Here is a 26,686-nt window from a genome sequence, read left to right as displayed (position 1 = left end):
AGGTTGGCAGTGCCGTGGACGGCAAGCCTGCTGTCACGCCTGTATCGCCTCGATGGGTCTGCCGACAGTCGGCCGACCGCTGGTCGATCCCCCAATGAGCCTTATAACTCGTCCATCAGCTCGGGAATTCGCCCAATGCCTCGCCCCTGTGTCCGGTCCGGGTGGCGATGAGGCCGGCGTCGGTACAGCGAATAGGAGGAGAACACGGTCATGGATTACGTGAGGCTCGGCCGCTCCGGCCTTGAGATTTCCCGCCTGTGTCTCGGCTGCATGACCTACGGGGTTCCCGGTCGCGGAAGCCATCCCTGGACTCTGGACGAGGAGCAGAGCCGGCCCTTCATCAAGCGTGCCCTTGAGCTCGGCATCACGTTCTTCGACACGGCCAATGTCTATTCCGACGGCACAAGCGAGGAAATTGTCGGCCGCGCGCTCAAGGATTTCGCGAGACGGGACGAGGTGGTGATCGCCACAAAGGTGCATGGGCGCATGCGCCCGGGGCCGAATGGAGCCGGGCTGTCCCGCCTTGCCATCATGACCGAGATCGACAACAGTCTGCGCCGGCTCGGCACCGATTATGTCGACCTCTACCAGATCCATCGCTGGGACTACTCGACACCCATCGAGGAAACGCTCGAGGCCTTGCACGATGTCGTCAGGGCCGGCAAGGCTCGCTACATCGGAGCCTCATCCATGTATGCCTGGCAGTTTGCCAAGGCGCTCTACACGGCGGACCTGAACGGCTGGACACGGTTCGTGTCGATGCAGAACTACTACAATCTCCTCTACCGTGAGGAAGAGAGGGAAATGCTGCGTCTGTGCCAGGCCGAGGGCATCGGCGTCATCCCCTGGAGTCCGCTCGCCCGCGGCCGCCTGACCCGTGACTGGGATGAGAGCAGCGCCCGTTCTGAGACGGATGAATTCGGCAAGTCGCTGTATGCCACGACCGCGGAGGCGGATCGCAAGGTGGTGGAGCGGGTGGCTGAGATCTCGGCCCGACGGGGCGTTCCGCGGGCGCAGGTCGCATTGGCTTGGCTGCTGCACAAGCCGGTCGTGACCGCACCGATCATCGGCGCCACGAAGCCGCAGCACCTGGACGATGCCGTAGCTGCTCTGTCCCTCGAATTGACACCGGAGGAGATTGCGCAACTGGAAGAGGCATATGTGCCGCACGCTCTCGCCGGGTTCGTTTAAGCGGCAGCATGCCATGCGCCACCGCGTAACCGATGTCCGTCGGGACTGCCCCAGCCATATCCAGCGCGCGGATGCGTACGCCCGATGGTCATGATCCAGGGGTTTCGAGACCGGAGCGAATCGAAGTCTGCGCTCTTAAGCGGCTGATGCACTGAGCTTTTCTGCTTTGGGGCGTCTGGGTTGGACCAGAAGTTCGCTCGGGTCCGTCGGGAGCAGGAGCATCCCGCCGTCGTCGAGCGACACGCGCAGGCGCGGGAACACCTCCTTGATATGGGCCAAGTCTCCCTTGAAGGCCTGCTTGAAGCTCCGGATGCTGGCGTTGTCGGAGCCGAATTGCTGATGAAGATTGTCCCAGCTCAACTTCAACGGCCGTTGCACCGTCCGCAGGCGATATCCGAGCCAGAACAGCATGTCGAGCTTCCGGGCTGAGCCGGAGAACGCCCGCGCGGCCCGGATGTCGACCGGAAGCGCGTGCTGAATGAGATTGTCATAGAAGTCGGCGTGGAACTGAACGGTGTTCGACCAGAGCAAACCCTGATCGGAACTGCCGGTCAGCCAGATATCGAGCTGCCGGAACGGTGGGACGTTCAACGTGCTCGATCGCGATGCGCCGTCCCAGAGACCGATCTGCATCGTACAGGCTGCCAGCCGGTTCAACTGCTCTTTGAACTGCCGGAGCGTCCCGCGCTCGCCGCCCGTCACGGGGAAGCCCATCTGCTTGATGAAGCCGGAGAGACTGTCTGCAACCTCGATCCGGGCGCTGCGCTGACGAACGGCCTCGGTGCAGAGGTGAAGCAGAACGAGACGAGCCTTTGGCCCATAGGGGAGCCCCTGAACCTCCATCTGGCCCGTCTTCGGGTTCTTGAGGCGACCAGCCATGATGCTGAGCGTGTTCCGACCATACTCGCGGAAGAACTCGCGCTCACCCTTTGGTTCCCTATACGGGAGCCCGCACAGGGCCAGAACGCTGTGAATGTTCTGGATGTTTTCCGGGGAGCTCGGTGCGGCTTCGATCACTTCACGCACGGCATCGCGACGTCTTTGATCTCGGCTCATGGCCGCACGCCGGGCCTCGACGGCAGATTGCTTCGCCTGCTGGGCGTCGCGCTGTTCCTGTTTATGGGCGATGTGCTCGACAATAGTCTTGAACATGAAATGGCCGCGCGCGCGCTCGACCTCTTCCAGGAGATCGGCATCACGGATCGTGGCAAGATGGTCTTCAGCGGTCATATTGCCTCTTGAACTCGTCGGGCGTGGAGGTGGCTCGCGGACTCGCAACGCCCCAATGCCGGGATCGGGTTCCTCGTGATGACCGGAGATCGAGAGTTATCCAGAGCTTTCGTCGCGCCTCCGCGCAGGAAGGGTCAACCGAGATCATTGGGAACAGATCGGACTTCTCCGATGCCCGCGTCCCTAGCGTAGCCCAGTCAGGACCACGCAGAGTTCAATACGCCCAGCAGGGTAGGAAAAGGCTGCTGGGCCTCCGGCGCACCGGCCGGAGGTGCGCTGAGTTCGATACGCTCTGGTCAAAACTCCGGCCCATAAGAAGTTCGAACTCCTTCCAAGCGGAGAGGCTTCAAGCCTGCGCAGAGTTCGATGCAGGCTTCATGAAAATTTCGACTTAATCGACAGGCCTTTAGCCCGATGGCCTCGCCGAGTCCGATGCGCGACTGCGCAGATTCCTATGTGGCCGCGTCGTTTTTCAACGCCGAGTCCGATGCGGCCGAGCGCAGAGTTCGATACGGGACCACGCAGACTCCTATGCGGACTTCACGACTAAAAGTCTGATGCGATTGAGCTTTCGCCTCCTGCATATACCTGACTCATAATCTTGCTGAAACTGAGTCAATTCAAATACTTACCTATGGGTCTGAAAGTCTCTTTTTTGGAGGGAATGTTCATCCCGCAATCTCGGGTGTCATGAAGGCTCTGCGGCTCTGACCCGCCGATTCGAGGGCGAATCGAACTCTTCGTAGGTCCGGAATGGAGCGCGACTTGGGCTATCGATCTCTCAGTCCCGGTATTCACGCACCAGCCGCGCAATCCTCTTGAGATGCTGGTCGTGGATCTCAAATCCCTCCAGACCGTGGATCGTGTCGAAGAGATAATCCCGGCATGAGCCGAGCGCCCCATGGGCGGTGGCGATCACCCGGGCCGTGTCGGCCTCCGAGACGGGACGCACATAATTCGGTGCTGCCCGGTTGATGGTGAAAGCGATGCCCGCGGTGCCGGTGGGCAGGTCCGGGCCGGACAGCGTGACCCAGCGCGGCACATACGCTCCCGTCACCATTTCGCGCCGCCAGACCAGCTCGAGTTCCGTTTCCGCCTCGGAACGCGGGATGCGAAATGCCACACCCCTGCAGGAGCCTCCTCGATCAAGTCCCAGAACCAGGCCGGGGCGCTCCGGCGTTCCGCGCCCGATGGGGGTGGCCAGACAGAACTGGCGATGCCAGCCCCGGATCAGGACGGGTCGACGCTCGGCATAGTGGAAGGCGGGGTTCCAGATCAGGGAACCATAGCCGAACAGCCAGACATCATCGCCCGGAGCGGGTTGAGCAGCGAGCGTCGCTTCCAGGGATCGCCGCCGCTCTTCGTCGCCAAGCACCCGAAGGTTGCTCCCCGATCGCGCGATCATCTCGCTGACGAAGCCGTTCTGCAAAGCTTCCCGGGTGAGGGGATGCTTGTTCTTCCCGATCGATCCTTCCATTCCGTTCTCCGCTTTCGCGGCCGAAACCGAGCCGCGAGCAACTTGCGTCCCGAAGAGGATCCACTTGCCCTCGATCCGAGACAGTGGATGATATGTAGGTGTTGAAGCCCCCGTATGTTCATGTCCCAGACGCATGGCAGTGCCACGTAATGGGCCGGGTTCTTGCATAAGGGTAGCGCATTCAATGGACCGGCGCGGCAGGGAATATGGGGGTAATCCCGGGCAGATGTCTCCCGCAGGATCCCCGACAATGAATCCTTCTAGGAACCGCCCTTGACGTTTGGCGGGAACCTGGGAGGCGGTCCCGAGTCGCTCTGCCTTGCTCGGCCAGGCACTCGGTGACGCTGTCGCGTGGGTCCCGATCCATCCTTCATCATGGCCTATTCCAGCTTGGACCGGCGGCCTCAAGGGGCCATCACCGTCGCCCATCGAGCTCTCATCGGCCTTCTGGCAGAGAGCTTCCCGAGGAACTCGATCGGAAGCTCTGAGCCAAGTCGTCGGCGCCTTTGACCAGAAGTCCCAGATCGGACCCGACGGCAACGAACCCATAGCCCCATTCAATGTAGCGCCGGGCATCCGCCTCTCGCGGGGCAAGAATGCCGGCGGGCTTCCCGATAGCCTGAAGCCGCCGAACGGCATCTCGAATGGCAGCCTGTACCTCGGGGTGCTGAGGGTTTCCGATATGGCCCAAGGATGCGGACAGATCCGCCGGTCCGACGAACACGCCGTCGACACCCTCGACATTGGCGATTGCCTCCAAGTCTGCCAGAGCCTGAGACGTCTCGATCTGCACAAGAACGCAGGTCTCTTGATCGGCCTGCTTGAGGTAGGCCGGCAGCCGTCCGTAGCCGCTGGGGCGGCTCACCGACGTGATGCCGCGGATGCCTGCCGGAGGATAGCGACAGGCCGCGACGGCTTGTTCTGCTTCCTGAGCAGTTTGAACAAAGGGGATCAGAACGGCGGGCGCCCCGATGTCGAGGAGACGTTTGATGAGGACGGGATCATTCCAGGCGGGACGCACGATGGGTGTCGCCGTTCCGCCAGCGAGTGCCTGAAGCTGGCTCAGGATCCCCGGAACTTCGTTCGGGGAATGCTCCATATCGAGAAGGATCCAGTCGAATCCGCTCTGGGCGATGATCTCCGCCACGATGTTGCTGCAGAGGCTGCTCCAGAGCCCGATCTGCAGCTTCTCCGCCTTGAGAGCGGTTTTGAAAGCGTTGCGCTGAAGGTCCATCGTTGATCACCCTTGTGTTTGAATCATTGCTTCGGTTGCTTTGATGGTAATACCGGCCACTTTCCGGTCGAAGCCGGAGCTTCTCCCAAAAGCAGCGCATCGCTCGGAGGGTACAAGCGACAGACCTTCCGCCTCATGCGCTTGCACTCTGTCTCGCCTGCCATCACGTTGAGGCCCGTCATCGACAGTGATCATCAGCCAGCCTTGCCGAAGCGTTGCTCCACGGAGGCGATGTAGGCCTCCCGAGCCGGTCTGAGGTGATCCTGGCAAAGCTGAATCAGCCTCTCCCGATCGGAGGCTTCCAGTGCCTCGATCATCGCTTGATGGTCGTCCCTCGCCCTGGCGAGGAGCATGGGATTTGCCGCCGTATAGGAGCGAACTCCGTGAGCCTTCTGCGCGAGGGTGCGGATCGCTTCGATGAGGTGCGGATTGCCACAGGCTTCGAAAAGCGCAGTGTGGAACGCCATGTTCGCCCTGAACGCGGCCCGGGCATCGCCATTCTCGACTGCAGCCGAATGCTGCCCATGGATTTCGATCAGCCTCGCAATCGTCTCCGGTCGGGGCGGCAGCGGGATTTCTCGCGCCGCCAGGGTCTCCAAAGCCTCCCGGACGAAATAGATCTGGCGGACATCCGTCGGGCTCATCATGCGCACCGTCGCGCCCTTGTTCTGAACGCGCTCGACCAGCCCCATGCGTTCGAGTTCGGCAATCGCCTCGCGCACCACATGCCGCTTGACGTCGAAACGAGCTGCGATGTCTTCCTCGATCAGTCTCTCCCGCGGCTGCAGCCATCCCAGGACGATGTCCTCCTCAAGGGCATTGGCTACCAGTCTCACACGATCGGTCGAAGCCTGACGTTCCCCGCCATCCATGCGATCCTCGCTTGGTCTCCGACATTATTGTTGACAATCCTGTTAGCACACCAATGATCTGTCGTCATGACCAATAATCCCAAGCCTTCCGCTTTCGGCCTGCGACGCAATCTCACCAGTTATGGCGACCCCGGCTTCTCCTTGTTCCTGCGCAAGGCTTTCATCAAAGCGGCCGGCTTCTCCGACGATGCTCTGGAACGCCCCATCGTTGGAATTACCAATACCTTCAGTGACTTCAATCCCTGCCACGGCAACGTGCCCCGCCTGATCGAGGCTGTGAAACGGGGCGTCATGCTGGCCGGCGGACTGCCGATGGAGTTCCCCACGATCTCCATCCACGAATCCTTCGCCAGCCCGACCAGCATGTTCCTGCGCAACCTCATGGCCATGGACACGGAGGAGATGATCCGCGCTCAGCCGATGGATGCGGTGGTGCTGATCGGAGGCTGCGACAAGACCGTGCCGGCGCAGCTCATGGCGGCTGCGAGCGCCGATGTTCCGGCGATCCAACTGATCACGGGCCCGATGCTGGTCGGCTACCACAAGGGCGAGATGCTGGGGGCTTGCACCGATTGCCGCCGCCTTTGGGGGCAGCACCGGGCCGGGGCTATGGACCAGGACGAGGTCGAGGTCGTCAGCGGCCGTCTGGCCCCGACCCAAGGCACGTGCATGGTCATGGGTACCGCAAGCACCATGGGCTGTCTCGTCGAGGCGCTCGGCATCGCCCTGCCGGGAACCGGCTCGATACCGGCCACGCATGCCGATCGGATCCGGGCCGCCGAGGCGAGCGGCCGCCAGGCTGTTTCATTGGCAGAGGGCGGGATCCGCCCCAGCGAGCTACTGACCGAGGCGGCTTTCCGCAATGCCATGGTGGTGTTGCAGGCCATCGGCGGTTCGACGAACGGCCTCATCCATCTGGCCGCGGTCGCGCGTCGGCGCGGCCTGAAAATCGACTTGGAAGAGTTCGATCGCATAGGGCGCGACGTTCCTGTCCTCGTGGACCTGAAACCCTCGGGGGCCAAGTACATGGAGCACTTCCACTGGGCCGGCGGCGTTCCCCGCCTGCTGCAGGAACTGCGCGATCACCTTGATCTGGACGCCGTTACGGTCACGGGCGAGACCATCGGGTCCATTGCCGATCATGCCGAGAACGTGCCTGGGCAGACGATCATCCGGAGCCGGGACAATCCTCTCAAAGGGACAGGTGCCATGGCCGTCCTGCGCGGCAATCTTGCTCCCCTCGGGGCGGTGATCAAGCACTCGGCGGCCTCGCCCGAGCTCCTGCAGCATACCGGCCGCGCGGTCGTGTTCGAGTCTGTCGAGGATCTCGTCGCCCGCATCGACGATCCGGAGCTCGACGTGTCGGCGGACGACGTTCTCGTCCTGCGCAATGCCGGCCCGAAAGGCGCCCCCGGAATGCCCGAGGCCGGCTATCTGCCGATCCCGAAGAAGCTCGCCCAGGCGGGCGTGACGGACATGGTCCGGATCTCGGACGCGCGCATGAGCGGCACCGCCTTCGGGACGATCGTGCTCCACGTCGCTCCCGAATCCGCGACCGGCGGCCCCTTGGGGCTCGTGCGCAGCGGAGACCTGATCCGGCTGGATGTGTCCGAGCGGCGTCTCGAGCTTCTTGTAGACGAAGTCGAACTCGGGCGCCGCGCCCAGGAATGGCGGCCGCCGCACCACCTGTTCGAGGAGAAGCGAGGATACTGGGGCCTCTATCTCAGGAGCGTGTTGCAGGCCGACGAGGGCTGCGACTTCGATTTCTGCTGACCCCATTCTCGAACGCACACGAGACCATTCCCTTGCCGGTCTTGCGACGCCCGATCGGGCGGACTAGGCCTTCCCCTTTCCATCAGCCAGGATATCACTCCATGAAGAAGCGCTCATTCGGCAGAACAGGTCAGCAGGTCGGGGAGGTCGGCTTCGGCGCTTGGGCCATCGGCGGCAGCTGGGGCAACGTCTCCGAGCACGACGCCGAAGCCGCCCTCCATGCGGCCCTTGATGCCGGCGTCACCTTCATTGACACGGCTGACGTCTATGGCGGCGGTCGCTCCGAACGATTGATCGCTCGCGTCCTGAAGCAAAGACACCAGGATGACGTGATCGTCGCGACGAAGGCCGGTCGTCAGCTGAACCCTCATGTGGCGGGCGCCTATACGGCCGACGCGCTGACGCGCTTTGTCGAAGGCTCGCTGGAACGGTTGCAGACCGATGCGCTCGACCTGGTGCAGCTCCATTGCCCGCCCACGGACGTCTACTACCGTCCTGAGGTGTTCGAGGCCCTCGACCGGTTGGTCCAAGCAGGCAAGATCAGACACTACGGCGTGAGCGTCGAAAAGGTCGAGGAGGCCATCAAAGCTCTCGAATACCCGATCGCGAGCGTGCAGATCATCTACAACCTCTTCCGTCAGCGTCCGGCCGAACTGTTCTTCCGCCTGGCTCAGGAGCGCCAGGTGGCGGTGATCGCCCGGGTGCCGCTCGCCAGCGGCCTGTTGACCGGCAAGTTGAGCGACAGCAGTCAGTTTGCTGCCGATGATCATCGGGCCTTCAACCGGCACGGAGAGGCGTTCGACGTCGGCGAGACGTTCTCGGGCGTCCCGTTCGAGGTGGGCCTGAAGGCCGTCGAGGAGTTGCGGTCGGTGGCCGGCACCCTGCCGATGGCGCAGTTCGCGCTTCGATGGATCCTGATGAGCGAAGCCGTGACGGTCGTCATTCCAGGGGCGCGCAATCCGGACCAGGCGGTCTCGAATGCGCGGGCGGCTGAGCTGCCTGCATTGACGGCAGACCAGATGGATGCCGCCCGGAGCATCTACGACCGTCTGATCCGCCCGCATGTGCATCAGCGCTGGTGAGGGCCTGCATCGGATTGGGCGCCGGGTCTGAGCCTGTCGAAATGGCCCGCGGAGGCTCAAAGCGTCCGCGATGCCCCAATCGACGCGCGGTCATGCGCCGGCCGAGGCTTGCTCAAGTTCGGCGGCGATGCCGCGCAGCGCCTGCTCGAAGGCACCGGCCGGCTGGCCGCCCGAGATCAGCCAGGTTCCGTTGATCACGATGGCCGGGACCGAGCGGATGCCGCGGGCACTCCACTCCCGCTCGGCACCGCGGACCTGCTCCGCATAGCGTCCCGACGCCAGGATCTCGCGCGCCTCATCCCCATTGAGGCCGGCCGCGACCGCAGCATCCACGAGCACTCCATGGTCGGATAGGTTTGCGCCATCGGTGAAGTTCGTCTTGAACAGCGAGAGCTTCAGCTCCCGCTGGCGTCCGACGATCCCCGCCCAGTGGAGCAGCCGGTGGGCATCGAACGTATTGTAGATCCGGCTCTCCTCCGTCATGTTGAACGTGAAGCCAACCTCGGCGCCGCGCGATCGGATCATCGCGCGACTGGCGGCCGACTGCTCCGCCGTGGACCCGTACTTCTCCATGATATGTTCGACAAGATTCTGCCCCGTTGCGGACATTCCCGGATTGAGCTCGAACGGCTGAAAGGTGATGTCGGCCTCCACCGCGTCCGCGGCATCGGCGAGCGCCTGCTCGAGCCCCCGCAGGCCGATGACGCACCACGGGCAGGCCACGTCGGAGACGAAGTCGATCTTCAGGTGCTGGGTCATGGCGCTGCTCGCGGTTGTTCGGGATTCGTGAGGTCACGGGGTTGCCGTGATAGCACAACGCGGACGCCTCGCGGGGACGATCCCGTGAGACGTTCGTTCACGTTCAGGCGATCCTTGCCGCGACGATCGCCTACTGGCAGATGCGGTAACGGTCGCTCGATCCGTGCTGCTCGATGTCGACGTGCAGGTGGTCGTGGTGCGCCTCGTCCGAACCGGGACCGAGGATCGTCGTGAACCAGCCGCAGGCCGCGGTCCGCAAGGCTGCGAGCGCCGGATCCGGTGCGGCGTCGGCTTCAGGCTTGATCCGCAGGGTGGTGCCGTTGGCGAGCTCGAAGCCGGCGATGTCGATCGCAAGCCCTTGCGCATGTGCCGAGAGCTTGCCCGTGGCGGCTCGGTTCCGGTTGCGGCATTCGAAGCCGGGGCCGGTCTGGACGGCTTTCATGTCGCTCCCCTTGATGCCAGCGACGAGCGGGGCGACGAGGGCGCCGATCCAGTGCCCGAACGGTCCGGCGAAGCGGCAGGCCAGGATCGGCTGGTTGGCGAGCCGGACAGCCGTCTCCGGCTTCGTCGGAACCGGCACGGCCTTGAGCCGCACGGGCGTCTCGATCCGGCAGAGGTCGTTCGAGACCTGGGGCGGCTCCGCTGGCTCGATCTCGAACCCGGCCGCCTTCAGTCCGGCCAGGCAATCGTCGGCTGCCGGAGGGGCCGGTGGCGCGCCGGCGGTGGGCGCCGGGGAAGGCTCGGGCCGAGGGGCAGGAGAGGGTGCGGGAGAAGGAGTCTCGACGGGCCGTGGAGGCGGCAGAGGGGGAAGGGGCTGCGCCGCGGCGCCCTGGGCCATCAGCACGGAAACGAAACCCGCGGCGGGTCTAATCAACATCGGCTCCTCCAGCCTTCAAGATCAACGCCAAGCTGAGTTGAAGGGTTGCGGCCTGTGCGAAGCGGCCTCGGATCCCCAATTAGAGGGCATGAGCCACGACCTTCGACCCCAGACACCGCCGCCACCAACCGCAGATCGCGCCGCGCCGCCGGAGATCGCCCTTTCGGACGAGGATCGCGAGGCGCTGCGGCAGGCCGTGTTCGCCCTTGAGGGGCCGAGCTACGTGGCCCGCCTTTCGGCCCTGGCCGGTCGGCCGGTCGAGCTGCTCGGGCAGGCGCTTCCGGTGCCGGTCTCGGACGTGATCTCGAAGGCAACCCAGACGGCGCTGACCCGCGCCCTGCGCTATGCGCTGAAGACGATTCCAAAGGGGGGTAGGGACCCCGAGACCCGCGTTCACAAGGCGCTGGCGGCCCTGTCCGGTGCCATGGGCGGGGCGCTCGGCATCTCGGCGGTTCTGGTGGAGCTTCCGGTCTCGACCACGATCATGCTGCGGTCGATCGCCCGCATCGCCCAGAGCGAGGGCGAGAACCTCGAGGATCCCGAGACGGCCCTGGCCTGCGTCCAGGTCTTCGCCCTGGGCGGGCATTCCGGCTCCGACAACCTGCACGAGGCCGGCTACTTCGCCGTGCGGGCCGCCATGGCGAAGTCCGTCACCCGCGCTCTGCAGCAGATGGCCGGGCGCGGCGTCGTCGACGAGAGCACCTCGGCCATCCTGCGCCTGCTGGCCCAGATCGGAGCCCGCTTCGGGGTGGTCGTGTCGCAGAAGGTCGCCGCCCAGGCGGTTCCGGTGATCGGGGCGATCGGAGGCGCAGCCGTCAACGCTGCCTTCATCGATCATTTCCAGACGCTGGCCCGCGGGCATTTCACCGTGCGCCGGCTGGAGCGGATCTACGGCAAGGGGACGGTGCGGGCGGCCTATGACCGGATCCGGTCTCAGGAAGGCGTGTGAGCCCGTGCACATGCCCAAGTCCTCGCCCAAGTCGTCGCCCAAGTCGTCGCCGAAGTCATGGCCGAAGTCATCGCGCAACGCCGGGATCCTGTCGTCGGCGTTCTTCGCCCGCGACGCCGTCACTATCGCCCAGGATCTTGTCGGGGCAACCCTGTTCGTCGAGGGAATCGGCGGCGTGATCGTCGAAACCGAGGCTTACACGGGCGACGATCCGGCCTCGCACAGCTTCTGCGGCCCAACCGTACGGAACGCGGCCATGTTCGGTCCGGCCGGTCATGCCTACGTGTACCGATCCTACGGGATCCACTGGTGTCTCAACGTGGTCTGCCTGCCGGGTAGCGCGGTCCTGATCCGGGCCCTGGAGCCCACCGCCGGACTCGGGACGATGACGGCGCGGCGAGGGCTCGACGATCCTCGCCTTCTCTGCGCGGGCCCTGGTCGGCTCTGTCAGGCCCTGGGCGTGACGATCGCCCATGACGGGCTGCCGTTGGACCAGGCGCCCTTCCAGGTCTTCGGCCGGGAGGAACCGGTCGAAGTGACCGCGGGGCCAAGGATCGGGATCTCGCGCGCCACCGACAGGCTCTGGCGCTTTGCGCTCGCCGGATCGCGCTTCGTCAGCCGGAAGATCTGATCGGGATTTCGGGCCGGCCCGATCACCACCGGGGCCTTGGCTCGTCCCGGCCCGGATCGTCGGTAAAGCCGGGCTGGGGCCCATAGGGCTCACCCCGCCGGGTGTGCTCCCGCTCGTCCGGCCAGCGCGGCTCCCGCCCCGGCTCGGGGTCCGAGATGCCGTTCAGAAGGGCCAGGCTTCCCTGGAGCACGGAGCGCACCGCGTCGACCGCCATGTCGGCGATGTCGCGCAGGCGCAGGTCGCCGATGGCGGCAGGGCGATGCTGGGCCTCTGCGTACGGCCCATAGGGGTCGGCGGCGGAGCGCTCCGGCATCAGGCCGGAGAACACGCCGGCTCCGCCCAGGAGCACGAGAATGACCATCGGAACCACGAAGCGGAACGCCAGGCCGACGATCCTCGACACGATGACGTAGCCGATGATCAGAACGATTGCAGTCGCGACGATGCCGGTGCTCAAGGAACTCGTACCCCATGATGGTCGATGCGGAGCGGGGTCATCCGGAACATCGACGGCTTTTTTATGAGTCTGACGAATGCGAGGGCACGGACCCCGGCCGCGCCCCTTGCCCCAGGCCCGCCGCTAGACGACCCGGGCCGCGACAGCCAGGGCGGTCTCGAGGAGGTTCTGCACGCGCCGCCGCCGCGCCGCCTGCCGGAATGCCGCCGCCACGCAGGGGCAGCCATGCCCGTCCAGCGCCGAGGCCAGGAGGGCAAGCTCGTCCGCCAGGCCGTCCGGCCCGAAGGCCGCGTCGTCCAGGGCGGCGTTTTGGCCAGAGGTCGCATGCGATCGGCACGGGTCGTTCATCGGCAGCATCTCGTTGTGGTGGGTGGGGGCCTGCCGCAGATGTGATCGACACCTCCGGAGCGCAAGGCCGGGGCTTGCCGTCGGCGCTCCGATCCTCTAGCCAATCCAAGCGCGGCCGTGGCGGAATTGGTAGACGCACTACCTTGAGGTGGTAGCGGGGAGACCCGTGGAGGTTCGAGTCCTCTCGGCCGCACCATTGCTCCCGTTCGTGGCGAGCGCCTCGTGCGGAGCAGGCCGCCGGATGGGGCCGCCGCCGGACATGATCCCGTCCGTGAGGGGATCGAAGCTGGTCAGGCGACTGGAATCGAGCCGGGTCCCGTTCCGGCTGCCGACGATCGTCCCGATGGGGTCGAAGCCGGTGATCTCGATCCTCGTATTGGCCGGTCCTTCGGCCTCGACGAGAGCGAACAGGATGCGCGCATTGGTCGGCGACAGCCGGATGCAGCCGTGGGACGCCGGCGAACCCAGAAGGCCGGTGGCCCGGCTGCCATGAATGGCGTGACCGGAATCCGTGAAGAAGATCGAGTGCGGCATGGGCGCGTCGTCCCATTCCCGCGAGTAGTGCTCCCTCGCCAGGCGCGAGGGCGTGAAGGCCCCGGTGGGCGTGGAATAGTCGATCGTGCCCGTCGAGACGGGCCACGCGTAGCGTTCGACGCCGTCCACCGACACGGTCATGCGCTGGGTCGTCTTGTTCACCGCAATGGAGACCTCCGCGCTCGCGGCGGGAGCCGCGATGCCGATCGCTCCCAGGAGCAGGCAAGCGGACGTGATCCATCCTCGCATCGGTCGGTCTCCCCGGGTCGGCCGCGTCGGCGACGAAGGCCGCTCCTGGAATGACGGCCACGAAAGGCTAAGGTTCCCGCTCCGGCAAATTTTGTCCGCGCGGGGCGGGTCGAGTTCCGGATCCTGGCGACCACGCCGCGCCGCGCCTCGTGCCGCCCCGTCCCAAACGGTCCGTTCCCGGGCGCTTTCCGCCGGGCACCTGCGGGCGTAGAATCGCTTTGTGCTGTTGCGTCGAGTGGCCCATGGAAACGAAGGGAGACTCGTCATGCTGTACGTGATCATGGGGAAGGCGAAGGCCGCGGGCACCATGAAGGAGAGGGTGGCGCGCCGGGTCGCCTGGCAGTACCCGCCGGGCATCCGCGTGAAGGCGGAATACTGGCTGATGTCCGGCGAGCCGGCCCTCGTGGCCATCGCCGAGGCGGACGATCCCGCGCCGATCATGATGGGCATCGCCGCATGGGACGACTTCCTCGACCTGACCGTCGTCCCGGCCCTGACGGCCGAGCAGGGGCTGGAGCTGGCGCGACGGATGCAGCCCGGCGGGTGAGATCCGCCGGCACGGGCCGCGAGGGCTGACCGGTCCCGCTCACCTGTCCCGTCGGCCGAGCAGATCGCGCAGGAACGGGATGTGCTGCGCGGCGGGCAGGGGCTCGCTGTTCGGCCCTCTCGGCCGGATCGACTCGACGGTGAGCGCTTCCGGATGCCGGGTGGGCGCGGCCGCGAGATCGATCAGCAGCCGCTCCTCGCCCGACCCGCACGCGACCACGGCGCCGCGCTCGTAGGCCTCGGCCCGGCAGGCGCGGCCGGCCCGCGCCAGCCCGGCCATGACGGCGCGCATCCGCCCGAAGGACCGCCATTCGTAAGGCTCCGTCACCTCGACCACCGGGTCGAGCGCCCAGAACGGGTGCCGGCCGGGCGAGAGGCTCTGGGCATGGACGTGCGATGCCGGGGCCACGAGGGCGAGGAGGAGGGCGAGGAGTAGGAGGGCGAGACGCGGGATCATGGGCGAGGCGGGCCTCCGGCGCGACGGCGGTGGAGCGGGATGCGCGAGGCATTGACCCTATACCATGTCCGCGTGTTATCTCGGAACCGGAGCCGGGCGCACCCGGTTCCGGGGCGTGAGAACCCCGACCTGTAGCGGCCGGTATCGGCCGTGAACGATGCCTTCCCAACCTTACGGTCGGGGAGGCGATGGCGCATGTCCAGGGCGAAAGCCTAAAGGTCATCGCGGTCGTCTACAGGCGGCTTCTCAACTCCCCGGCCACCAGGAGCCCTGGTGGCCGCTTCACCGGAGGGGAGTTTAGCGCGATGGACCAGCCCTACAGTCTCTGGGCCGATTGGCTCTCGAAGTTTCAAAGCTCCTCCGAGCCGATCCAGGCCCTCTGGCTCGTCGCCGTGCCGGCGACCTTGCTCGGCCTCGCCTGGCTGGTGGCGCGGGGCGTCGGCGAACTCGTCGGTCCCGCCCGGCGCGAGCGGCGCTGGCGCGGCCACAGCGGGTGGCGCGGCCACGGCGAGTGGCGCGGCCACCTGATCTACGGCGTCTACCAGGACGACCAGGGCCGCTGGATGGTCTATTGGCACGGCCGCGCGCCCGAGCCGGTCGACTGGGAGAACCCGCCGCCGGAACTCGTCGGACGCGGCACGGTGGTGCAGGGCGTGTTCCGCAGGCCGGAGGGGTGAGGGGGCCACGACACTCTCCGTCGTCGTCACCGGCCTTGTGCCGGTGATCTCGATTGTCTGAAGCGCCGCGCTTTTCCGATCGGGATGGCCGGGACAAGCCCGGCCATGACGGTGAGGTTCATTCGGCAGAATTAAATTGGGAAGAATGCAGATGCTCGCATCGGACGCAGCGGCTCGATGGCGGCGCACAGTTTTGCGAGGAGATGACATTAAATGCTACCACGGTGGTTCGCTTCCAAGCTGCTGTAGAGCTAGTGCTTCGCGCATCTCTACACATGAGAAAACGATATGCTGAAGCACGCGAGTAAGCTTCCTAAAATCGTATTCACTGCTATAGCTTGTCAGGTCATAAAATTTTCTGGCGAATTCGGTCTTGCCCACCAGCTCGCCTTGATAATCTTGTGTGTCCTTATTGAAATTATTCCATCTGACGATCGGATCTGATCCAAGATCTAAGTAGCACTCAATCGCTGCGGCACGGCCATTGATGTTAGCGAGCCGAGTACCGTGAGGTCCAATGGTCTTGAAGCGTTTGAAGTCTTGCAGATCGGGAAGCTTCAAGACACGCATATTATGCGGCAAATTAAGCTTTAGGCTTCTGACATAGCTCGCCGTTCCCTCTGCATCATTATCATACAGAATAATTACCTTGTTTTGGATTCCAATGCTTATTAGGCCCTGGGTAAAGCGGTAGAGGTTGCCTGTGCCGGTGAACGGGTATCCCTCTTGCATATCCACGAACTGGAAGAAGTCAGCAATATGAGGCATGAGCAGGTTGAATGCGTGTTTTAGGATACCTGCGTCAGAACTACCTTCTGTAACAATCAGAAAACGATTCTCCGTGTCCAAATCTTTGACAAACTGTGCTCGCTTAGCCCAGCCTGCATACTCAACATCTGCAAACTGCCAATTTACGGGTAGTTGGCGTGCATCAGGATTTTCTGCCAGCAATCGCAATATTGCGTACGGCGACAAATTCTCCATCGCCTCAGCAGCGGCAACCTTTACCTCATCTGGGTCTTTGACAAATTTGGCTAAGCCGATCCGATCGAATATGTGGCGTCGAAAAAAATCTCCGAAGTCTTCCCCATCGCCATAGTCGGCCGAAATTTCATAGACATCGACTGTTGAGAGGGCTGCCGCTAAAGCTTCAAAAGGGAACTCATACGTAGAAAAGCTATTAAATTCCGATAGAAAATCGAACTCACTCCTTGCCTGTCTCAAGGTGTATCCAAGAAGTTCTAGTCGATCAACTACTTGTCCGAGAGGTTTAGAAAGTCCGTCCTTATACTTTGTGAATATTTCGTATTTTTCTTCAACTTTGTTGTCGATCTCTGAAGGGCCTTGACCCACATAATAGTATGGAATCTGTACCAGGTCAGTTTGCTGAAACAGAGCGCTATGATCAGTAAATCCTGAGTTTTTGCCCCAGTCAACTTCAAGACGCCCTACGGCCAAATGGATCATCGAGCCCATTCAAAGGCTCTCCGTGTTTATACAGATTGCAGTTCCAACCTGTATTTGGTTCGAGCGGATTGAGTCCGTCTTAAGACAGAGGATCAATTTGTGACTCTGCCGCTTTGAAAGGCCTTCAGCACTTTCTCGTTGATGTTGACGCGGGTTGTAGCCTGCCTACCGGAGAGGTTCCTCTTGCGCCACGTGTCCATATAAAACTTGCGTTCCCAAGTGGTAATGATGTTTTTCCCATGAAAGAACTCTACAGCATCTGGATTGAGAGCTTTCCCGATGTCATCACGAACACGTTTAAGGGAGTCGAAGATCTTACCCGAATTGAGGCCAAGGAACTTCTTGACACAAACGTTGCCTACTTCTGCAGATTTGCCATTCCTTTTGTTCTGGAGAACGCACATCTCTATAATTGGAGTGTGACCACACAGACAGCTCTCTGGCTCTTCAGCCTCGTAAATGTCTACAAGGCGCCATTCGAGGCGTGCTTCATCCCAGTTGTCAGCGACACTTCTTGAAATGATAGCTTCGCTCAGCTGGCGAAAATTGTAGCCTTCACCTGACATTCGGCATGCTTTGGTTGAGGCCCTGGACTGGGATTTTCCCCAGTCCAGGGCCTAGTTCATTTTACGAGCACCCCGTCGTCGATCCACACGTATCGCACTTCAAGCACGTCCCGTTCCGCACGAGCGTGAAGTTCGCGCATTCGGGGCAGGATTCGCCCACATAGCCCTTCATCTTGGCCTCGGCGCGCCGGTCCGCGACCGACGGTGCAGAGAACCCAAGTTTAGCCATCTCGGCTTCGCCGACCTGCTCCTCCACCTGCACGGGGGCTTGAGCGAGTTCGCCCTTCAGGGCGTTCGCGCCGACCGTCAGGCCGGGCGAGCGCTGCGTCGTGCTTCCGGCGCTGCCGCCGCCGCCCGGGATGAGCATGAGGCGGTCGACGGAGCCGCGGGTGAAGCCGCGGGACACGATGGCCGTGGCGGGCGCCGGTTCCGGGGCCTTCGACTGGGCTTCGCCCGACCCGATGGTGGTGGGGCCGGCTTCCGACGGGTCCACGTGGGCGAGGTCGTTGCGGGCGAGATACGAGACCGCGAGCTCGCGGAACACGTAGTCGAGGATCGAGGTCGCGGACTTGATGCGCTCGTTGCCCTGGACGAAGCCGGCCGGCTCGAAGCGCGTGAAGGTGAAGGCCTCCACGTATTCCTCCAGCGGCACGCCGTATTGCAGGCCGAGCGAGATCGCGATGGCGAAGTTGTTCATCATGGCCCGGAAGGCGGCGCCTTCCTTGTGCATGTCGATGAAGATCTCGCCGAGGCGTCCGTCGTCGTACTCGCCGGTGCGCAGGTACACCTTGTGGCCGCCGACCACGGCCTTCTGGGTGTAGCCCTTGCGGCGGTCGGGCATCTTCTCGCGGTCGCGCAGGGCCACCACGCGCTCGACGATCTTCTCGACGATCTTCTCCGACACGTGCGCGGCTTTCGCCGCGGCCGGGAGGGCCGCGAGGGTTTCGGCCGCGTCCTCCGCATCCTCGTCCTCATCGGCGATGAGGGCGGAGTTCAGCGGCTGCGAGAGCTTGGAGCCGTCGCGGTAGAGGGCGTTGGCCTTCAGCGCCAGCTTCCAGGACAGCATGTAGGCGTTCTTGCAATCCTCGACCGTGGCGTCGTTGGGCATGTTGATCGTCTTGGAGATCGCCCCCGAGATGAACGGCTGGGCCGCCGCCATCATGCGGATGTGGCTCTCGACCGAGAGATAGCGCTTGCCGATCTTGCCGCACGGATTGGCGCAGTCGAACACCGCGTAATGCTCCACCTTCAGGAAGGGCGCGCCTTCGAGAGTCATCGCCCCGCAGATGTGGATGTTCGCGGCCTCGATGTCGGCCTTCGAGAAGCCGAGGAAGGACAACAGGTCGAAGGACGGATCGTTGAGCTTGTCCGCCGGCACCTTGAGCGTGCCGGTCAGGAAGTCCTCGCCCAGCGTCCAGCGGTTGAAGACGAACTTGATGTCGAAGGCCGATTTCAGGCCCTTTTCCACCGCGTCGATCTTCTCGTCCGTGAAGCCCTTGGAACGCAGGGAGCCCGGGTTGATGGCGGGAGCCTGCTTCATGGAGCCGTGGCCGACCGCGTAGGCCTCGATCTCGGCGATCTCGTGCTCGCGGTAGCCCAGCGCGCGCAGGGCGTCGGGCACCGCCCGGTTGATGATCTTGAAGTAGCCGCCGCCGGCGAGCTTCTTGAACTTCACCAGGGCGAAATCGGGCTCGATGCCGGTGGTGTCGCAATCCATCACGAGGCCGATCGTGCCGGTGGGCGCGATCACGGTGGCCTGCGCGTTGCGGTAGCCGTTCTTCTCGCCGAGCTCCAGGGCCTTGTCCCAGGCGGATTTCGCATGGGCGACGAGATCCTGGTCGGGGCAGGAGGCGTGATCGAGCGGCACCGGGTCGACCGCGAGGCCCTCGTAGCCCGTGGCCTCGCCGTGCGCGGCGCGGCGATGGTTGCGGATCACGCGCAGCATGTGCTTCGCGTTGGCCTTGTAGTTCGGGAACGGCCCGAGCTCGCCGGCCATCTCGGCGGAGGTCGCATAGGACACGCCGGTCATGATCGCCGTGAGCGCGCCGCCGAGCGCGCGGCCGGCGTCGCTATCGTAAGGCAGGCCCATGGTCATGAGCAGGCCGCCGATATTGGCGAAGCCGAGGCCGAGGGTGCGGTACTCGTAGGAGAGCTGCGCGATCTCCTTCGACGGGAACTGCGCCATCATGACCGAGATCTCGAGCACGATCGTCCACAGGCGGCAGGCATGCTCGAACGACTCGGCGTCGAGCTTGTGGTTCTGACGGTCGAAGAACTGCAGCAGGTTGGCGGAGGCGAGGTTGCACGCCGTGTCGTCCAAGAACATGTATTCCGAGCACGGGTTCGAGGCGCGGATGCGGCCGCCGGCCGGGCTGGTGTGCCAGTCGTTCATGGTGGTGTTGAAGTGCAGGCCGGGATCGGCGGACGCCCAGGCGGCGTGGCCGATCTGCTCCCACAGGTCGCGGGCCTTCAGGGTCTTCACCACCTTGCCGTCCTTGCGGGCGGTGAGGTGCCAGTCGGCATCGTTCTCGACCGCGCGCAAGAAGTCGTCGGTGAGCGACACGGAGTTGTTGGAGTTCTGGCCTGAGACGGTCAGGTAGGCGTCGGAATCCCAGTCGGTGTCGTAGATCGGGAAGTCGATGTCGGTGTAGCCCTGGCGGGCGAACTGGATGACGCGCTTGATGTAGTTGTCCGGGATCATGACCCGGCGGGCGAGCTTGATCTCCTTCTTCAGGGCCGGGTTCTTCTCCGGATCGAAGCAGGCGTCGCCCTCGGCCTCGCAGTTCACGCAGGCCTTCATGATGGCCTTGAGGTGCTTGTTGCCGAGCTTGGAGCCGGTCACGAGGGCGGCGACCTTCTGCTCCTCCTTCACCTTCCAGTCGATGTAGCTCTCGATGTCCGGATGGTCGACGTCGACCACCACCATCTTGGCGGCGCGGCGGGTGGTGCCGCCCGACTTGATGGCCCCGGCGGCGCGGTCGCCGATCTTGAGGAAGCTCATGAGGCCGGACGAGCGGCCGCCGCCGGAGAGCTTTTCACCCTCGCCGCGCAGCTTGGAGAAGTTGGAGCCGGTGCCGGAGCCGTACTTGAACAGGCGCGCCTCGCGGACCCACAGGTCCATGATGCCGCCCTCGTTCACCAGGTCGTCCTCGACGCCCTGGATGAAGCAGGCATGGGGCTGCGGGTGCTCGTAGGCGGATTTCGACTTGGTCAGCTTGCCGGTCTTGTAGTCCACGTAGAAGTGGCCCTGGCCTGGGCCGTCGATGCCGTAGGCCCAGTGCAGGCCGGTGTTGAACCATTGCGGAGAGTTGGGCGCCACCATCTGGTTGGCGAGCATGAAGCGCAGCTCGTCGTAGAAGGCCTGGGCGTCCTCCTCGGACGAGAAATAGCCGCCCTTCCAGCCCCAGTAGGTCCAGCAGCCGGCGAGCCGGTCGAAGACCTGCTTGGACGAGATCTCGGAGCCGAGGCGCTGGTCCTCCGGCAGCTCGCTCAGCGCCGCCTCGTCGGGAACCGAGCGCCACAGCCAGGACGGGACGTCGTTCTCCTCGACTCGTCTCAGCCGGGCCGGAACGCCGGCCTTGCGGAAATACTTCTGGGCCAGCACGTCGGACGCCACCTGGCTCCAGGTCTCCGGCACCTCGATGTTCTCGAGCCGGAAGACGACCGAGCCGTCCGGATTGCGGATCTCGCTCGTGGCGAGCCGGAAGGCGAGGGAGGAATAAGGCGATTGGCCGGTTTTCGTATAACGCCGCTCGATCCGCATAGGTCACATTCCTAAGTTCTGGGGACAAAACATCCCCATGGCCGCGATTTGCCCCGCAGCTCATCAGCCCACAATTGTTGTTCGACGCCCCAACGATCCGTTGTTCCCGGATCGCCACTCGCAACACGCCTGAGTTACGGCCTTCCCGAGGCGCCACAGGTCACGCGGCAATGCGATTGCCACGGGGCTCTGACGCTCACTCTGGGGAGTTTCAACCGGCCTTTTCGGGTCGGTCACCGGTCTCTGGTCGGTACCCCGGCAAGCTAGTCGTGTTGCGAGCCTTACGTCAAGAACTTGTGTCGCGGCTCGCGGTTCCAACTATATATAGTGTGGAGAGTGTTAAGAATGTGGAAAACTAGCTAAACCACAGAGACTCCTCTGAGAATCCGTTCCGGGTTTTCCGGCCGGCCAAGCTTCGCCGGCTGAGAGTCCCGTCAAAAGGAGCCCAGATGTTGTGCCGGCGCATCAATCGGGCGGGCAGGGGGCAGGAACCGAGGAAAGGTCCTTGAGAGCACCGAAATCCAGGGAATCCCTGGTTTCCGGGATAATTCGTGACTGCAGCGCTTCCGTCCGAATCGAACCGACAAGTCGCGAAGCTTGAAGACGCGAGTGAGTCGTGAAGCGGTCTAGTGGAGGAGAGGGCTGTCGAGGCGGGAGACTTGATCCTAAATCGCCTGCCTCAAGCTCTCGAAATCATGTGAAAGTTCACCAGTATTTTCCCGCATAAGTTGAAGTGTTCTTTGTGCTCTCGGAGACATCATGCTCCTCTTGCGTGTCCCTAGGAATATTGTAACATTGTATCCGTGGGACGCTCGAAGGACTGTTCAACGGGTCCATGAATGGGGGGCGATCTTCACTGCAGCAAGCAGACCAGGAGAAATCAATGGCAATGAATCTTCGGACGGCAATGGAAATGCTGGAGGACATGGTGCTGAACGGCACACCGGCATTCGCCACCGTGTCCATCGGCTATCAGCCCAGTCCCGGAAACGTCGGCTCGGGCGGCGGTTCGTCCGGTGGCTCACAGGACGACGATGAACTGAGCGACGAAGAGCTCCGGCAGGTGAATGCCGAGATCGTGGCGCAATTGTTCGAGAACATCAACGCGGCAATTGCCCAGGGAGGAGCAGAGAACGGCTCCAACTCGCGGATCGCCGATATGATCTTTGATCTCGTGTTCGGCGCGACACCCGATGGCGGAACGCCAAGCGGTGGATCCCAACCCGGAACAGCGAGCGCACCAAGGGTTGTGAACCTGACCGCACCATTTCCTAAAGATTCGACCTGGACACCGCCCGCGGGTTGGTGGAGTGCGAATCGAGCCGCGGTGAATATGGACCGGACAGCGGAAGGCGAAGTGATTCAAACCGAGATGGGCACGTTTTACATTCACTTCAATGGCGGGCCTGAGATGTGGGAGATCCATGTCGGTACGGATTCAAGGAGTCCTCCCGCGCGTTACTTGGTTCGAGGCCCTGACGGACACTATTACTGGGCTCCACCCCGTGCAGACGGGAAGCCGCCGAAGCCTGGCTACAAGATCACGCTGACGGTCCAGGACGCCGATGGCAGCAGCCACGCGGTGGACTTCGTCTCCGGCTCTAGCGATGACGATGTCATCACCGGCAGCGGCTTCCTGAGCGGTGACGACGGCGACGACACGATCACTGGCGACATTCGATCGGACGTCCTGAAGGGCGGCGCCGGCAATGACATCCTGAATGGCGGCGCTGGGGACGATCTGTTGTTGGGCGGCGCAGGGGCAGACCGGCTCCTGGGCGGCGCTGGGTTCGACACCGTGTCCTATGAGGATGCGGCCGCCGGCATAACGGCGACGCTTGCGTTCAGCGGAAGCTGGGACGGTGACCAGTTCGACAGCATCGAGGCCCTGAGCGGCTCGGCTTTCGCGGACCGCCTGATCGGGCATGCTGGAAGCAACAAGCTGAGTGGCCAAGCCGGCAATGACAGCCTGGAGGGTGGGGACGGCGACGATACCCTCGATGGCGGGAACGGTAATGACGTCCTCTTCGGCGATGCAGGCGCCGATGCCCTCTTGGGTGACGACGGCAATGACACCTTGCAGGGCGGCACGGGCCACGACTGGCTCGACGGCGGTGCCGGAGCCGACCAGATCGACGGCGGTGAGGGCTGGGACGTGGTGTCCTACCAGAGTGCCACCGGCGGGGTGACCGTCGATCTCACCAGCAATACCAATGCCGGCGCGGCGACCGGCGACAGGATCCTCAACGTCGAGGTGCTGCAGGGCTCGAACCACGCCGACCGGCTCACCGGCCTCGACCGCGGCAACGGCAACGGCGTCCAGCTCTACGGCGAAGGCGGCGACGACGGGCTCACCGGCAAGGCCGGCGGTGATGCCCTGTTCGGCGGCGCCGGCAACGACTGGCTCGACGGCGGCCCGGGCGGCGACCTCCTCGACGGCGGCGCCGGCTGGGACGTGCTCTCCTACCAGAGCGCCACCGGCGGCGTGGTGGTCGACCTGACCGGCAACCAGAACGGCGGCGCGGCGGCGGGGGATCAGGTCTCGAACATCGAGGTGCTGCAGGGCTCGAACTACGCCGACACGCTCACGAGTATTGATCGCGGCGGCGGCTCGTGGGCGCAGCTCTACGGCGAGGGCGGCAACGACACCCTGTACGGCCGGGGTGGCGGCGACTACCTGTTCGGCGGCAGCGGCAACGACTGGCTCGACGGCGGCTTCGGCAGTGATGTCCTGAACGGCGGCGAGGGCTTGGACTCCTTTGCCTTCACCAGCGCGCTGGGCGCCGGCAATGTGGACACGATCCAGGACTTTGCCGCGGGCGACACCATCGCGCTGAGCTCTGCGGTGTTTGCGCAGGCCGGGTCGTACAACCTGGCCGGCACGGCGTTCAGGCTCGGCACGGCGGCCACGACGACGGCGCACCGGATCGTGTACGATCAGGCGACGGGCGATCTGTTCTACGATGCCGACGGGGTGGGCGGCGCGGCGCAGGTCAAGGTCGCGGTGCTCGCCAACCATGCGCAGCTGAGCGCCGCCAACTTCCTGATCTGGTAAGGGAGCGGCAAGGGTGCGGGGCTGGGGTGAGGTTTGCCTCAGTTGCACCGGGCCCAGCCCTCAGTGCCAGAGACCTCATGGTCTCGTCATAGGAAACGTATGAGACGGAGAGGGCGCAGCGAAAGCTGCGCCTTTCCTGTGCGTGAACGGAATCGGCTTGACGATACATAGCGGTCCGACACGTATTAGGCGCTGGAAACGATACGATATAACGTGTAAAATTCTGAGATACGACGCACAAGGAAACGCCCATGACCCTCTTTAACAACACCTACGCCCTTCTCTCGGGCTATTCCTGGTCCACGCCGGTCATAGGCTATTACTTCCCGGATTCCCTCGACGGTTATCGCTACAAATATTCGTTCATGGATGGTTTCGCACCCGTCGGAGCCGAGATCCAGCAAGCGGTCCGCAACATTCTGCAAGGGCCTACGTCCGCGCCCCAATCCGGGGATTACATGACGCTCACCTCCGCGAGTGCCGTGGCCAATCTCGTTTTCTATTCAACAGGCAGTTCACGCTCTGATATCGCGGTCGGGCGATCGTCAGAACTGGAACGGCCGACAGCCTATTATCCGAAATTGACCCCGTCCGATGGGCACGCCGGCGACGTTTGGCTGCACGACGGCGTCACGTCAGGAGGGGTAGGAACCTATAGTTACCACACGCTTCTGCATGAGCTGGGTCATGCGCTCGGGCTCAAGCACGGTCATGAACAGGCTAATACCAACAATCCCTTCGTTCTCACCCCCGATCGCGACTCTATAGAATTCTCCGTCATGACCTATAGAGAGTATGTCGGCGACGAGACTCCCGAGGGTACCAAGGCCGCGATCTTTCCTCAAACCTTGATGATGTATGACATCGCGGCCCTGCAACACCTCTATGGCGCCAACTTCGACACCAACAGCACGGACACCGTCTACAAATGGACGCCTGAGAGAGAAACCTTCGTCAATGGTGTCCAAGTCGGCCACGCCTATAATATTTTCATGACGGTGTGGGACGGCGGCGGCATCGACACTTACGACTTCAGCAGCTTCGATCAGGGGATGACGATCGACCTAAATCCTGGAGCGTGGTCGATCGTTTCAACCCGTCAACTCGCGCCGCTTGGCGATGATAAATTTGCCCAGGGCAATATTTTCAATGCGCTGCAATACAAAGATGATCCCCGCTCTCTGATCGAGAACGTCATCGCCTCGTTTGCAAACGACAGAATCATCGGAAACGCCGCTGACAACCGTCTTGATGGCGATTACGGCAAAGACAGCCTGTCGGGCGCTTCCGGCAACGACACGCTCATCGGCGGCGAGGGCAATGATTGGCTCGATGGCGGTACCGGGGCCGACCTGATGGATGGCGGCGCGGATTGGGACGTGGTGTCGTACAAGACCGCTTCGAGTGGCGCGACGGTGGATCTCACCACCAACGTCAATGCTGGCGCGGCCGCCGGCGACAGGATCATGAACGTGGAAGTGCTGCAGGGCTCGAACCACAACGACATGCTCATCGGCATCGATCGCGGCAACGGCCATGGGGTCCAGCTTTACGGCGAAGGCGGCGACGACGGCCTCATCGGCAAGGCCGGCGGCGATTATCTCTTCGGCGGCGCCGGCAATGACTGGCTCGACGGCGGCGCCGGCGGCGACGTGATGGACGGCCAAGCCGGCTGGGACGTGGTGTCGTACCAGAGCGCCACGAGCGGGGTGGCGGTCGATCTCAGCACCAACCTCAATGGCGGGGCCGCGCACGGTGACGTGATCTCCAACGTCGAGGTGGTGCAGGGCTCGAACTTCGACGATAGCCTGACCGGCATCGACAATGGCGGCGGCAACGGCGTCCAGCTCTATGGCGAGGGCGGCCACGACACGCTGATCGGCAAAGGGGGCGGCGACTATCTCGTCGGCGGCGCCGGCAACGACACGCTGGACAGCGGCTTCGGCGACGACGTGCTCAACGGCGGGGCGGGGGCGGATGCCTTCCGGTTCTCGACCGGGCTGGGGGCCGGTAACGTCGACACGATCCAGGACTTCTCGGCCGCCGAGGGCGACCGGATCGTGCTCAGCCGGAGCGTGTTCATGGACGTGGGCACGGGAGCGCTCTCGAGCGCGTATTTCAGCCTGGGCGCGGCCACGAGCTTCGATCACCACATCCTGTACGTCCAGGCCACCGGCGAGCTGTTCTATGACGTCGACGGCTCGGGCGGCGTGGCAGCAATCAAGTTCGCCACCGTGAGCGCCGGCACGGTCCTCAGCGCCTCCGACTTCTTCGTCGCATGAGCGGTCCGGCCTGCGGGCAGGAGCCGACAAGCCGCGCTTCCAGTCCGCATCGGTGACAATGGAAGGCGGGGCCATCGGGTCTCGCCTTTTTCCTGCGATGGTACCTGTCTTTGGTTCCGGGCAGGCGGAAGCCGGCCGACGGCCGGTTGAAACCTGTCCTATACGCGCCGGGCCGGGCGGAAGCCCAGGGCATCTTTACCCTGGACTTCC

The 26,686-nt window shown here is 63.7% G+C and carries 21 protein-coding genes, 1 tRNA gene and 1 pseudogene; 12 read left to right on the top strand and 11 right to left on the bottom strand.

Translation table 11 applies throughout. The features are described 5' to 3' along the window. The first annotated feature begins 210 nt into the window (after positions 1-210). Entirely contained in the window at positions 211-1,191 is a 981-nt protein-coding gene (locus HPT29_RS14855; RefSeq protein ID WP_173946826.1) for an aldo/keto reductase, read from the top strand. Between the two features lie 135 nt (positions 1,192-1,326). Here the strand turns inward: HPT29_RS14855 and HPT29_RS14850 are convergent, their stop codons facing one another. The 4 genes from HPT29_RS14850 to HPT29_RS14835 form a co-directional block, all read right to left on the bottom strand. Continuing rightward, the gene (locus HPT29_RS14850) at positions 1,327-2,421 is read right to left on the bottom strand and encodes a replication protein RepA (RefSeq protein WP_173946827.1); all 1,095 of its coding nucleotides are present in this window, start codon (positions 2,419-2,421) and stop codon (positions 1,327-1,329) included. Between the two features lie 781 nt (positions 2,422-3,202). Then, the gene (locus tag HPT29_RS14845; RefSeq protein ID WP_173946828.1) at positions 3,203-3,898 is read right to left on the bottom strand and encodes a gamma-glutamylcyclotransferase; all 696 of its coding nucleotides are present in this window, start codon (positions 3,896-3,898) and stop codon (positions 3,203-3,205) included. A 436-nt stretch (positions 3,899-4,334) separates the two neighbouring features. Then, positions 4,335-5,132, bottom strand: a complete 798-nt coding sequence (locus tag HPT29_RS14840) for an HpcH/HpaI aldolase family protein (RefSeq protein ID WP_173946829.1) — start codon at positions 5,130-5,132, stop codon at positions 4,335-4,337. Positions 5,133-5,326: 194 nt separating this feature from the next. Beyond that, positions 5,327-6,004: a GntR family transcriptional regulator gene (locus tag HPT29_RS14835; RefSeq protein WP_173946830.1), complete on the bottom strand. Its 678-nt coding sequence runs from the start codon at positions 6,002-6,004 to the stop codon at positions 5,327-5,329. A gap of 66 nt (positions 6,005-6,070) precedes the next feature. On the opposite strand from HPT29_RS14835, the gene HPT29_RS14830 reads away from it, so the two are divergent. Both HPT29_RS14830 and HPT29_RS14825 read left to right on the top strand, forming a co-directional pair. Then, on the top strand, positions 6,071-7,777 hold the full coding sequence (locus HPT29_RS14830) for an IlvD/Edd family dehydratase (RefSeq protein ID WP_173946831.1): 1,707 nt from the start codon (positions 6,071-6,073) through the stop codon (positions 7,775-7,777). Positions 7,778-7,878: 101 nt separating this feature from the next. After that, complete coding sequence (locus HPT29_RS14825; protein ID WP_173946832.1) at positions 7,879-8,859, top strand: aldo/keto reductase; 981 nt, start codon at positions 7,879-7,881, stop codon at positions 8,857-8,859. A 90-nt stretch (positions 8,860-8,949) separates the two neighbouring features. Here HPT29_RS14825 and HPT29_RS14820 read toward each other — a convergent pair whose 3' ends face one another. Together HPT29_RS14820 and HPT29_RS14815 are read right to left on the bottom strand one after the other, a co-directional pair. Next, positions 8,950-9,618 carry a DsbA family oxidoreductase gene (locus HPT29_RS14820; protein ID WP_173946833.1) on the bottom strand — a complete coding sequence of 223 codons (669 nt, stop codon included), beginning with the start codon at positions 9,616-9,618 and terminating at the stop codon, positions 8,950-8,952. A 130-nt stretch (positions 9,619-9,748) separates the two neighbouring features. Next, on the bottom strand, positions 9,749-10,495 hold the full coding sequence (locus HPT29_RS14815; RefSeq protein ID WP_173946834.1) for an extensin-like domain-containing protein: 747 nt from the start codon (positions 10,493-10,495) through the stop codon (positions 9,749-9,751). An 88-nt stretch (positions 10,496-10,583) separates the two neighbouring features. On the opposite strand from HPT29_RS14815, the gene HPT29_RS14810 reads away from it, so the two are divergent. Both HPT29_RS14810 and HPT29_RS14805 read left to right on the top strand, forming a co-directional pair. After that, the gene (locus HPT29_RS14810) at positions 10,584-11,444 is read left to right on the top strand and encodes an EcsC family protein (protein ID WP_173946835.1); all 861 of its coding nucleotides are present in this window, start codon (positions 10,584-10,586) and stop codon (positions 11,442-11,444) included. A gap of 88 nt (positions 11,445-11,532) precedes the next feature. Further along, complete coding sequence (locus HPT29_RS14805; protein ID WP_259060722.1) at positions 11,533-12,075, top strand: DNA-3-methyladenine glycosylase; 543 nt, start codon at positions 11,533-11,535, stop codon at positions 12,073-12,075. A 22-nt stretch (positions 12,076-12,097) separates the two neighbouring features. On the opposite strand, the gene HPT29_RS14800 is transcribed toward HPT29_RS14805, so the two are convergent. Next, positions 12,098-12,532 carry a hypothetical protein gene (locus tag HPT29_RS14800; RefSeq protein ID WP_173946837.1) on the bottom strand — a complete coding sequence of 145 codons (435 nt, stop codon included), beginning with the start codon at positions 12,530-12,532 and terminating at the stop codon, positions 12,098-12,100. A 63-nt stretch (positions 12,533-12,595) separates the two neighbouring features. On the opposite strand from HPT29_RS14800, the gene HPT29_RS14795 reads away from it, so the two are divergent. Together HPT29_RS14795 and HPT29_RS14790 are read left to right on the top strand one after the other, a co-directional pair. Then, positions 12,596-12,925 (top strand): hypothetical protein, encoded by a 330-nt coding sequence (locus HPT29_RS14795; RefSeq protein WP_259060036.1) that lies wholly within the window; start codon positions 12,596-12,598, stop codon positions 12,923-12,925. Positions 12,926-12,991: 66 nt separating this feature from the next. Next, positions 12,992-13,076 (top strand) — tRNA-Leu (locus tag HPT29_RS14790). A 257-nt stretch (positions 13,077-13,333) separates the two neighbouring features. On the opposite strand, the pseudogene HPT29_RS14785 reads toward HPT29_RS14790, so the two are convergent. Next, positions 13,334-13,555, bottom strand: a pseudogene (locus HPT29_RS14785) (L,D-transpeptidase); the annotation flags it as partial. Positions 13,556-13,928: 373 nt separating this feature from the next. Between HPT29_RS14785 and HPT29_RS14780 the strand changes: the two are divergent. Further along, a complete protein-coding gene (locus HPT29_RS14780; RefSeq protein WP_173946839.1) occupies positions 13,929-14,210 on the top strand; it encodes a DUF3303 domain-containing protein in 282 nt (93 codons plus the stop codon). Between the two features lie 39 nt (positions 14,211-14,249). Here HPT29_RS14780 and HPT29_RS14775 read toward each other — a convergent pair whose 3' ends face one another. Continuing rightward, entirely contained in the window at positions 14,250-14,666 is a 417-nt protein-coding gene (locus HPT29_RS14775; RefSeq protein WP_173946840.1) for a hypothetical protein, read from the bottom strand. 188 nt (positions 14,667-14,854) lie between these two features. Here HPT29_RS14775 and HPT29_RS14770 point away from each other — a divergent pair, with 188 nt between their 5' ends. Further along, the gene (locus HPT29_RS14770) at positions 14,855-15,343 is read left to right on the top strand and encodes a hypothetical protein (protein ID WP_259060034.1); all 489 of its coding nucleotides are present in this window, start codon (positions 14,855-14,857) and stop codon (positions 15,341-15,343) included. Positions 15,344-15,559: 216 nt separating this feature from the next. Here HPT29_RS14770 and HPT29_RS14765 read toward each other — a convergent pair whose 3' ends face one another. Further along, positions 15,560-16,819 (bottom strand): HEPN/Toprim-associated domain-containing protein, encoded by a 1,260-nt coding sequence (locus HPT29_RS14765; protein ID WP_173946841.1) that lies wholly within the window; start codon positions 16,817-16,819, stop codon positions 15,560-15,562. 230 nt (positions 16,820-17,049) lie between these two features. Between HPT29_RS14765 and HPT29_RS14760 the strand changes: the two genes are divergently transcribed. Next, a complete protein-coding gene (locus HPT29_RS14760; protein ID WP_173946842.1) occupies positions 17,050-17,328 on the top strand; it encodes a hypothetical protein in 279 nt (92 codons plus the stop codon). Positions 17,329-17,437: 109 nt separating this feature from the next. Here HPT29_RS14760 and HPT29_RS14755 read toward each other — a convergent pair whose 3' ends face one another. Then, positions 17,438-21,139, bottom strand: coding sequence for a vitamin B12-dependent ribonucleotide reductase (locus HPT29_RS14755; RefSeq protein WP_259060030.1), 3,702 nt, complete (start codon positions 21,137-21,139; stop codon positions 17,438-17,440). An 883-nt stretch (positions 21,140-22,022) separates the two neighbouring features. On the opposite strand from HPT29_RS14755, the gene HPT29_RS28645 reads away from it, so the two are divergent. Continuing rightward, complete coding sequence (locus HPT29_RS28645; protein ID WP_285892591.1) at positions 22,023-24,194, top strand: calcium-binding protein; 2,172 nt, start codon at positions 22,023-22,025, stop codon at positions 24,192-24,194. Positions 24,195-24,445: 251 nt separating this feature from the next. Further along, entirely contained in the window at positions 24,446-26,476 is a 2,031-nt protein-coding gene (locus HPT29_RS14740) for a M10 family metallopeptidase (RefSeq protein WP_259060028.1), read from the top strand. The last annotated feature ends 210 nt before the right edge of the window (positions 26,477-26,686 follow it).

The organism is Microvirga terrae (genome assembly GCF_013307435.2).
GTDB classification, from domain to species: domain Bacteria; phylum Pseudomonadota; class Alphaproteobacteria; order Rhizobiales; family Beijerinckiaceae; genus Microvirga; species Microvirga terrae.
The sequence above is the reverse complement of the archived record's forward strand: the minus strand, read 5'-3'. Positions and strand labels throughout refer to the sequence as shown.

Excerpts from the sequence above, each read along its gene's own strand:
- HPT29_RS14820 (WP_173946833.1), bottom strand. The coding sequence starts at position 9,618 with ATGACCCAGCACCTGAAGATCGACTTCGTCTCCGACGTGGCCTGCCCG.
- HPT29_RS14850 (WP_173946827.1), bottom strand. The coding sequence starts at position 2,421 with ATGACCGCTGAAGACCATCTTGCCACGATCCGTGATGCCGATCTCCTG.
- HPT29_RS14795 (WP_259060036.1), top strand. The coding sequence starts at position 12,596 with ATGAGTCTGACGAATGCGAGGGCACGGACCCCGGCCGCGCCCCTTGCC.
- HPT29_RS14855 (WP_173946826.1), top strand. The coding sequence starts at position 211 with ATGGATTACGTGAGGCTCGGCCGCTCCGGCCTTGAGATTTCCCGCCTG.
- HPT29_RS14740 (WP_259060028.1), top strand. The coding sequence starts at position 24,446 with ATGACCCTCTTTAACAACACCTACGCCCTTCTCTCGGGCTATTCCTGG.
- HPT29_RS28645 (WP_285892591.1), top strand. The coding sequence starts at position 22,023 with ATGGCAATGAATCTTCGGACGGCAATGGAAATGCTGGAGGACATGGTG.
- HPT29_RS14815 (WP_173946834.1), bottom strand. The coding sequence starts at position 10,495 with ATGTTGATTAGACCCGCCGCGGGTTTCGTTTCCGTGCTGATGGCCCAG.
- HPT29_RS14775 (WP_173946840.1), bottom strand. The coding sequence starts at position 14,666 with ATGATCCCGCGTCTCGCCCTCCTACTCCTCGCCCTCCTCCTCGCCCTC.
- HPT29_RS14810 (WP_173946835.1), top strand. The coding sequence starts at position 10,584 with ATGAGCCACGACCTTCGACCCCAGACACCGCCGCCACCAACCGCAGAT.
- HPT29_RS14845 (WP_173946828.1), bottom strand. The coding sequence starts at position 3,898 with ATGGAAGGATCGATCGGGAAGAACAAGCATCCCCTCACCCGGGAAGCT.
- HPT29_RS14780 (WP_173946839.1), top strand. The coding sequence starts at position 13,929 with ATGCTGTACGTGATCATGGGGAAGGCGAAGGCCGCGGGCACCATGAAG.
- HPT29_RS14830 (WP_173946831.1), top strand. The coding sequence starts at position 6,071 with ATGACCAATAATCCCAAGCCTTCCGCTTTCGGCCTGCGACGCAATCTC.
- HPT29_RS14825 (WP_173946832.1), top strand. The coding sequence starts at position 7,879 with ATGAAGAAGCGCTCATTCGGCAGAACAGGTCAGCAGGTCGGGGAGGTC.
- HPT29_RS14835 (WP_173946830.1), bottom strand. The coding sequence starts at position 6,004 with ATGGATGGCGGGGAACGTCAGGCTTCGACCGATCGTGTGAGACTGGTA.
- HPT29_RS14760 (WP_173946842.1), top strand. The coding sequence starts at position 17,050 with ATGAAAGAACTCTACAGCATCTGGATTGAGAGCTTTCCCGATGTCATC.
- HPT29_RS14840 (WP_173946829.1), bottom strand. The coding sequence starts at position 5,132 with ATGGACCTTCAGCGCAACGCTTTCAAAACCGCTCTCAAGGCGGAGAAG.
- HPT29_RS14755 (WP_259060030.1), bottom strand. The coding sequence starts at position 21,139 with ATGCGGATCGAGCGGCGTTATACGAAAACCGGCCAATCGCCTTATTCC.
- HPT29_RS14765 (WP_173946841.1), bottom strand. The coding sequence starts at position 16,819 with ATGGGCTCGATGATCCATTTGGCCGTAGGGCGTCTTGAAGTTGACTGG.
- HPT29_RS14770 (WP_259060034.1), top strand. The coding sequence starts at position 14,855 with ATGGCGCATGTCCAGGGCGAAAGCCTAAAGGTCATCGCGGTCGTCTAC.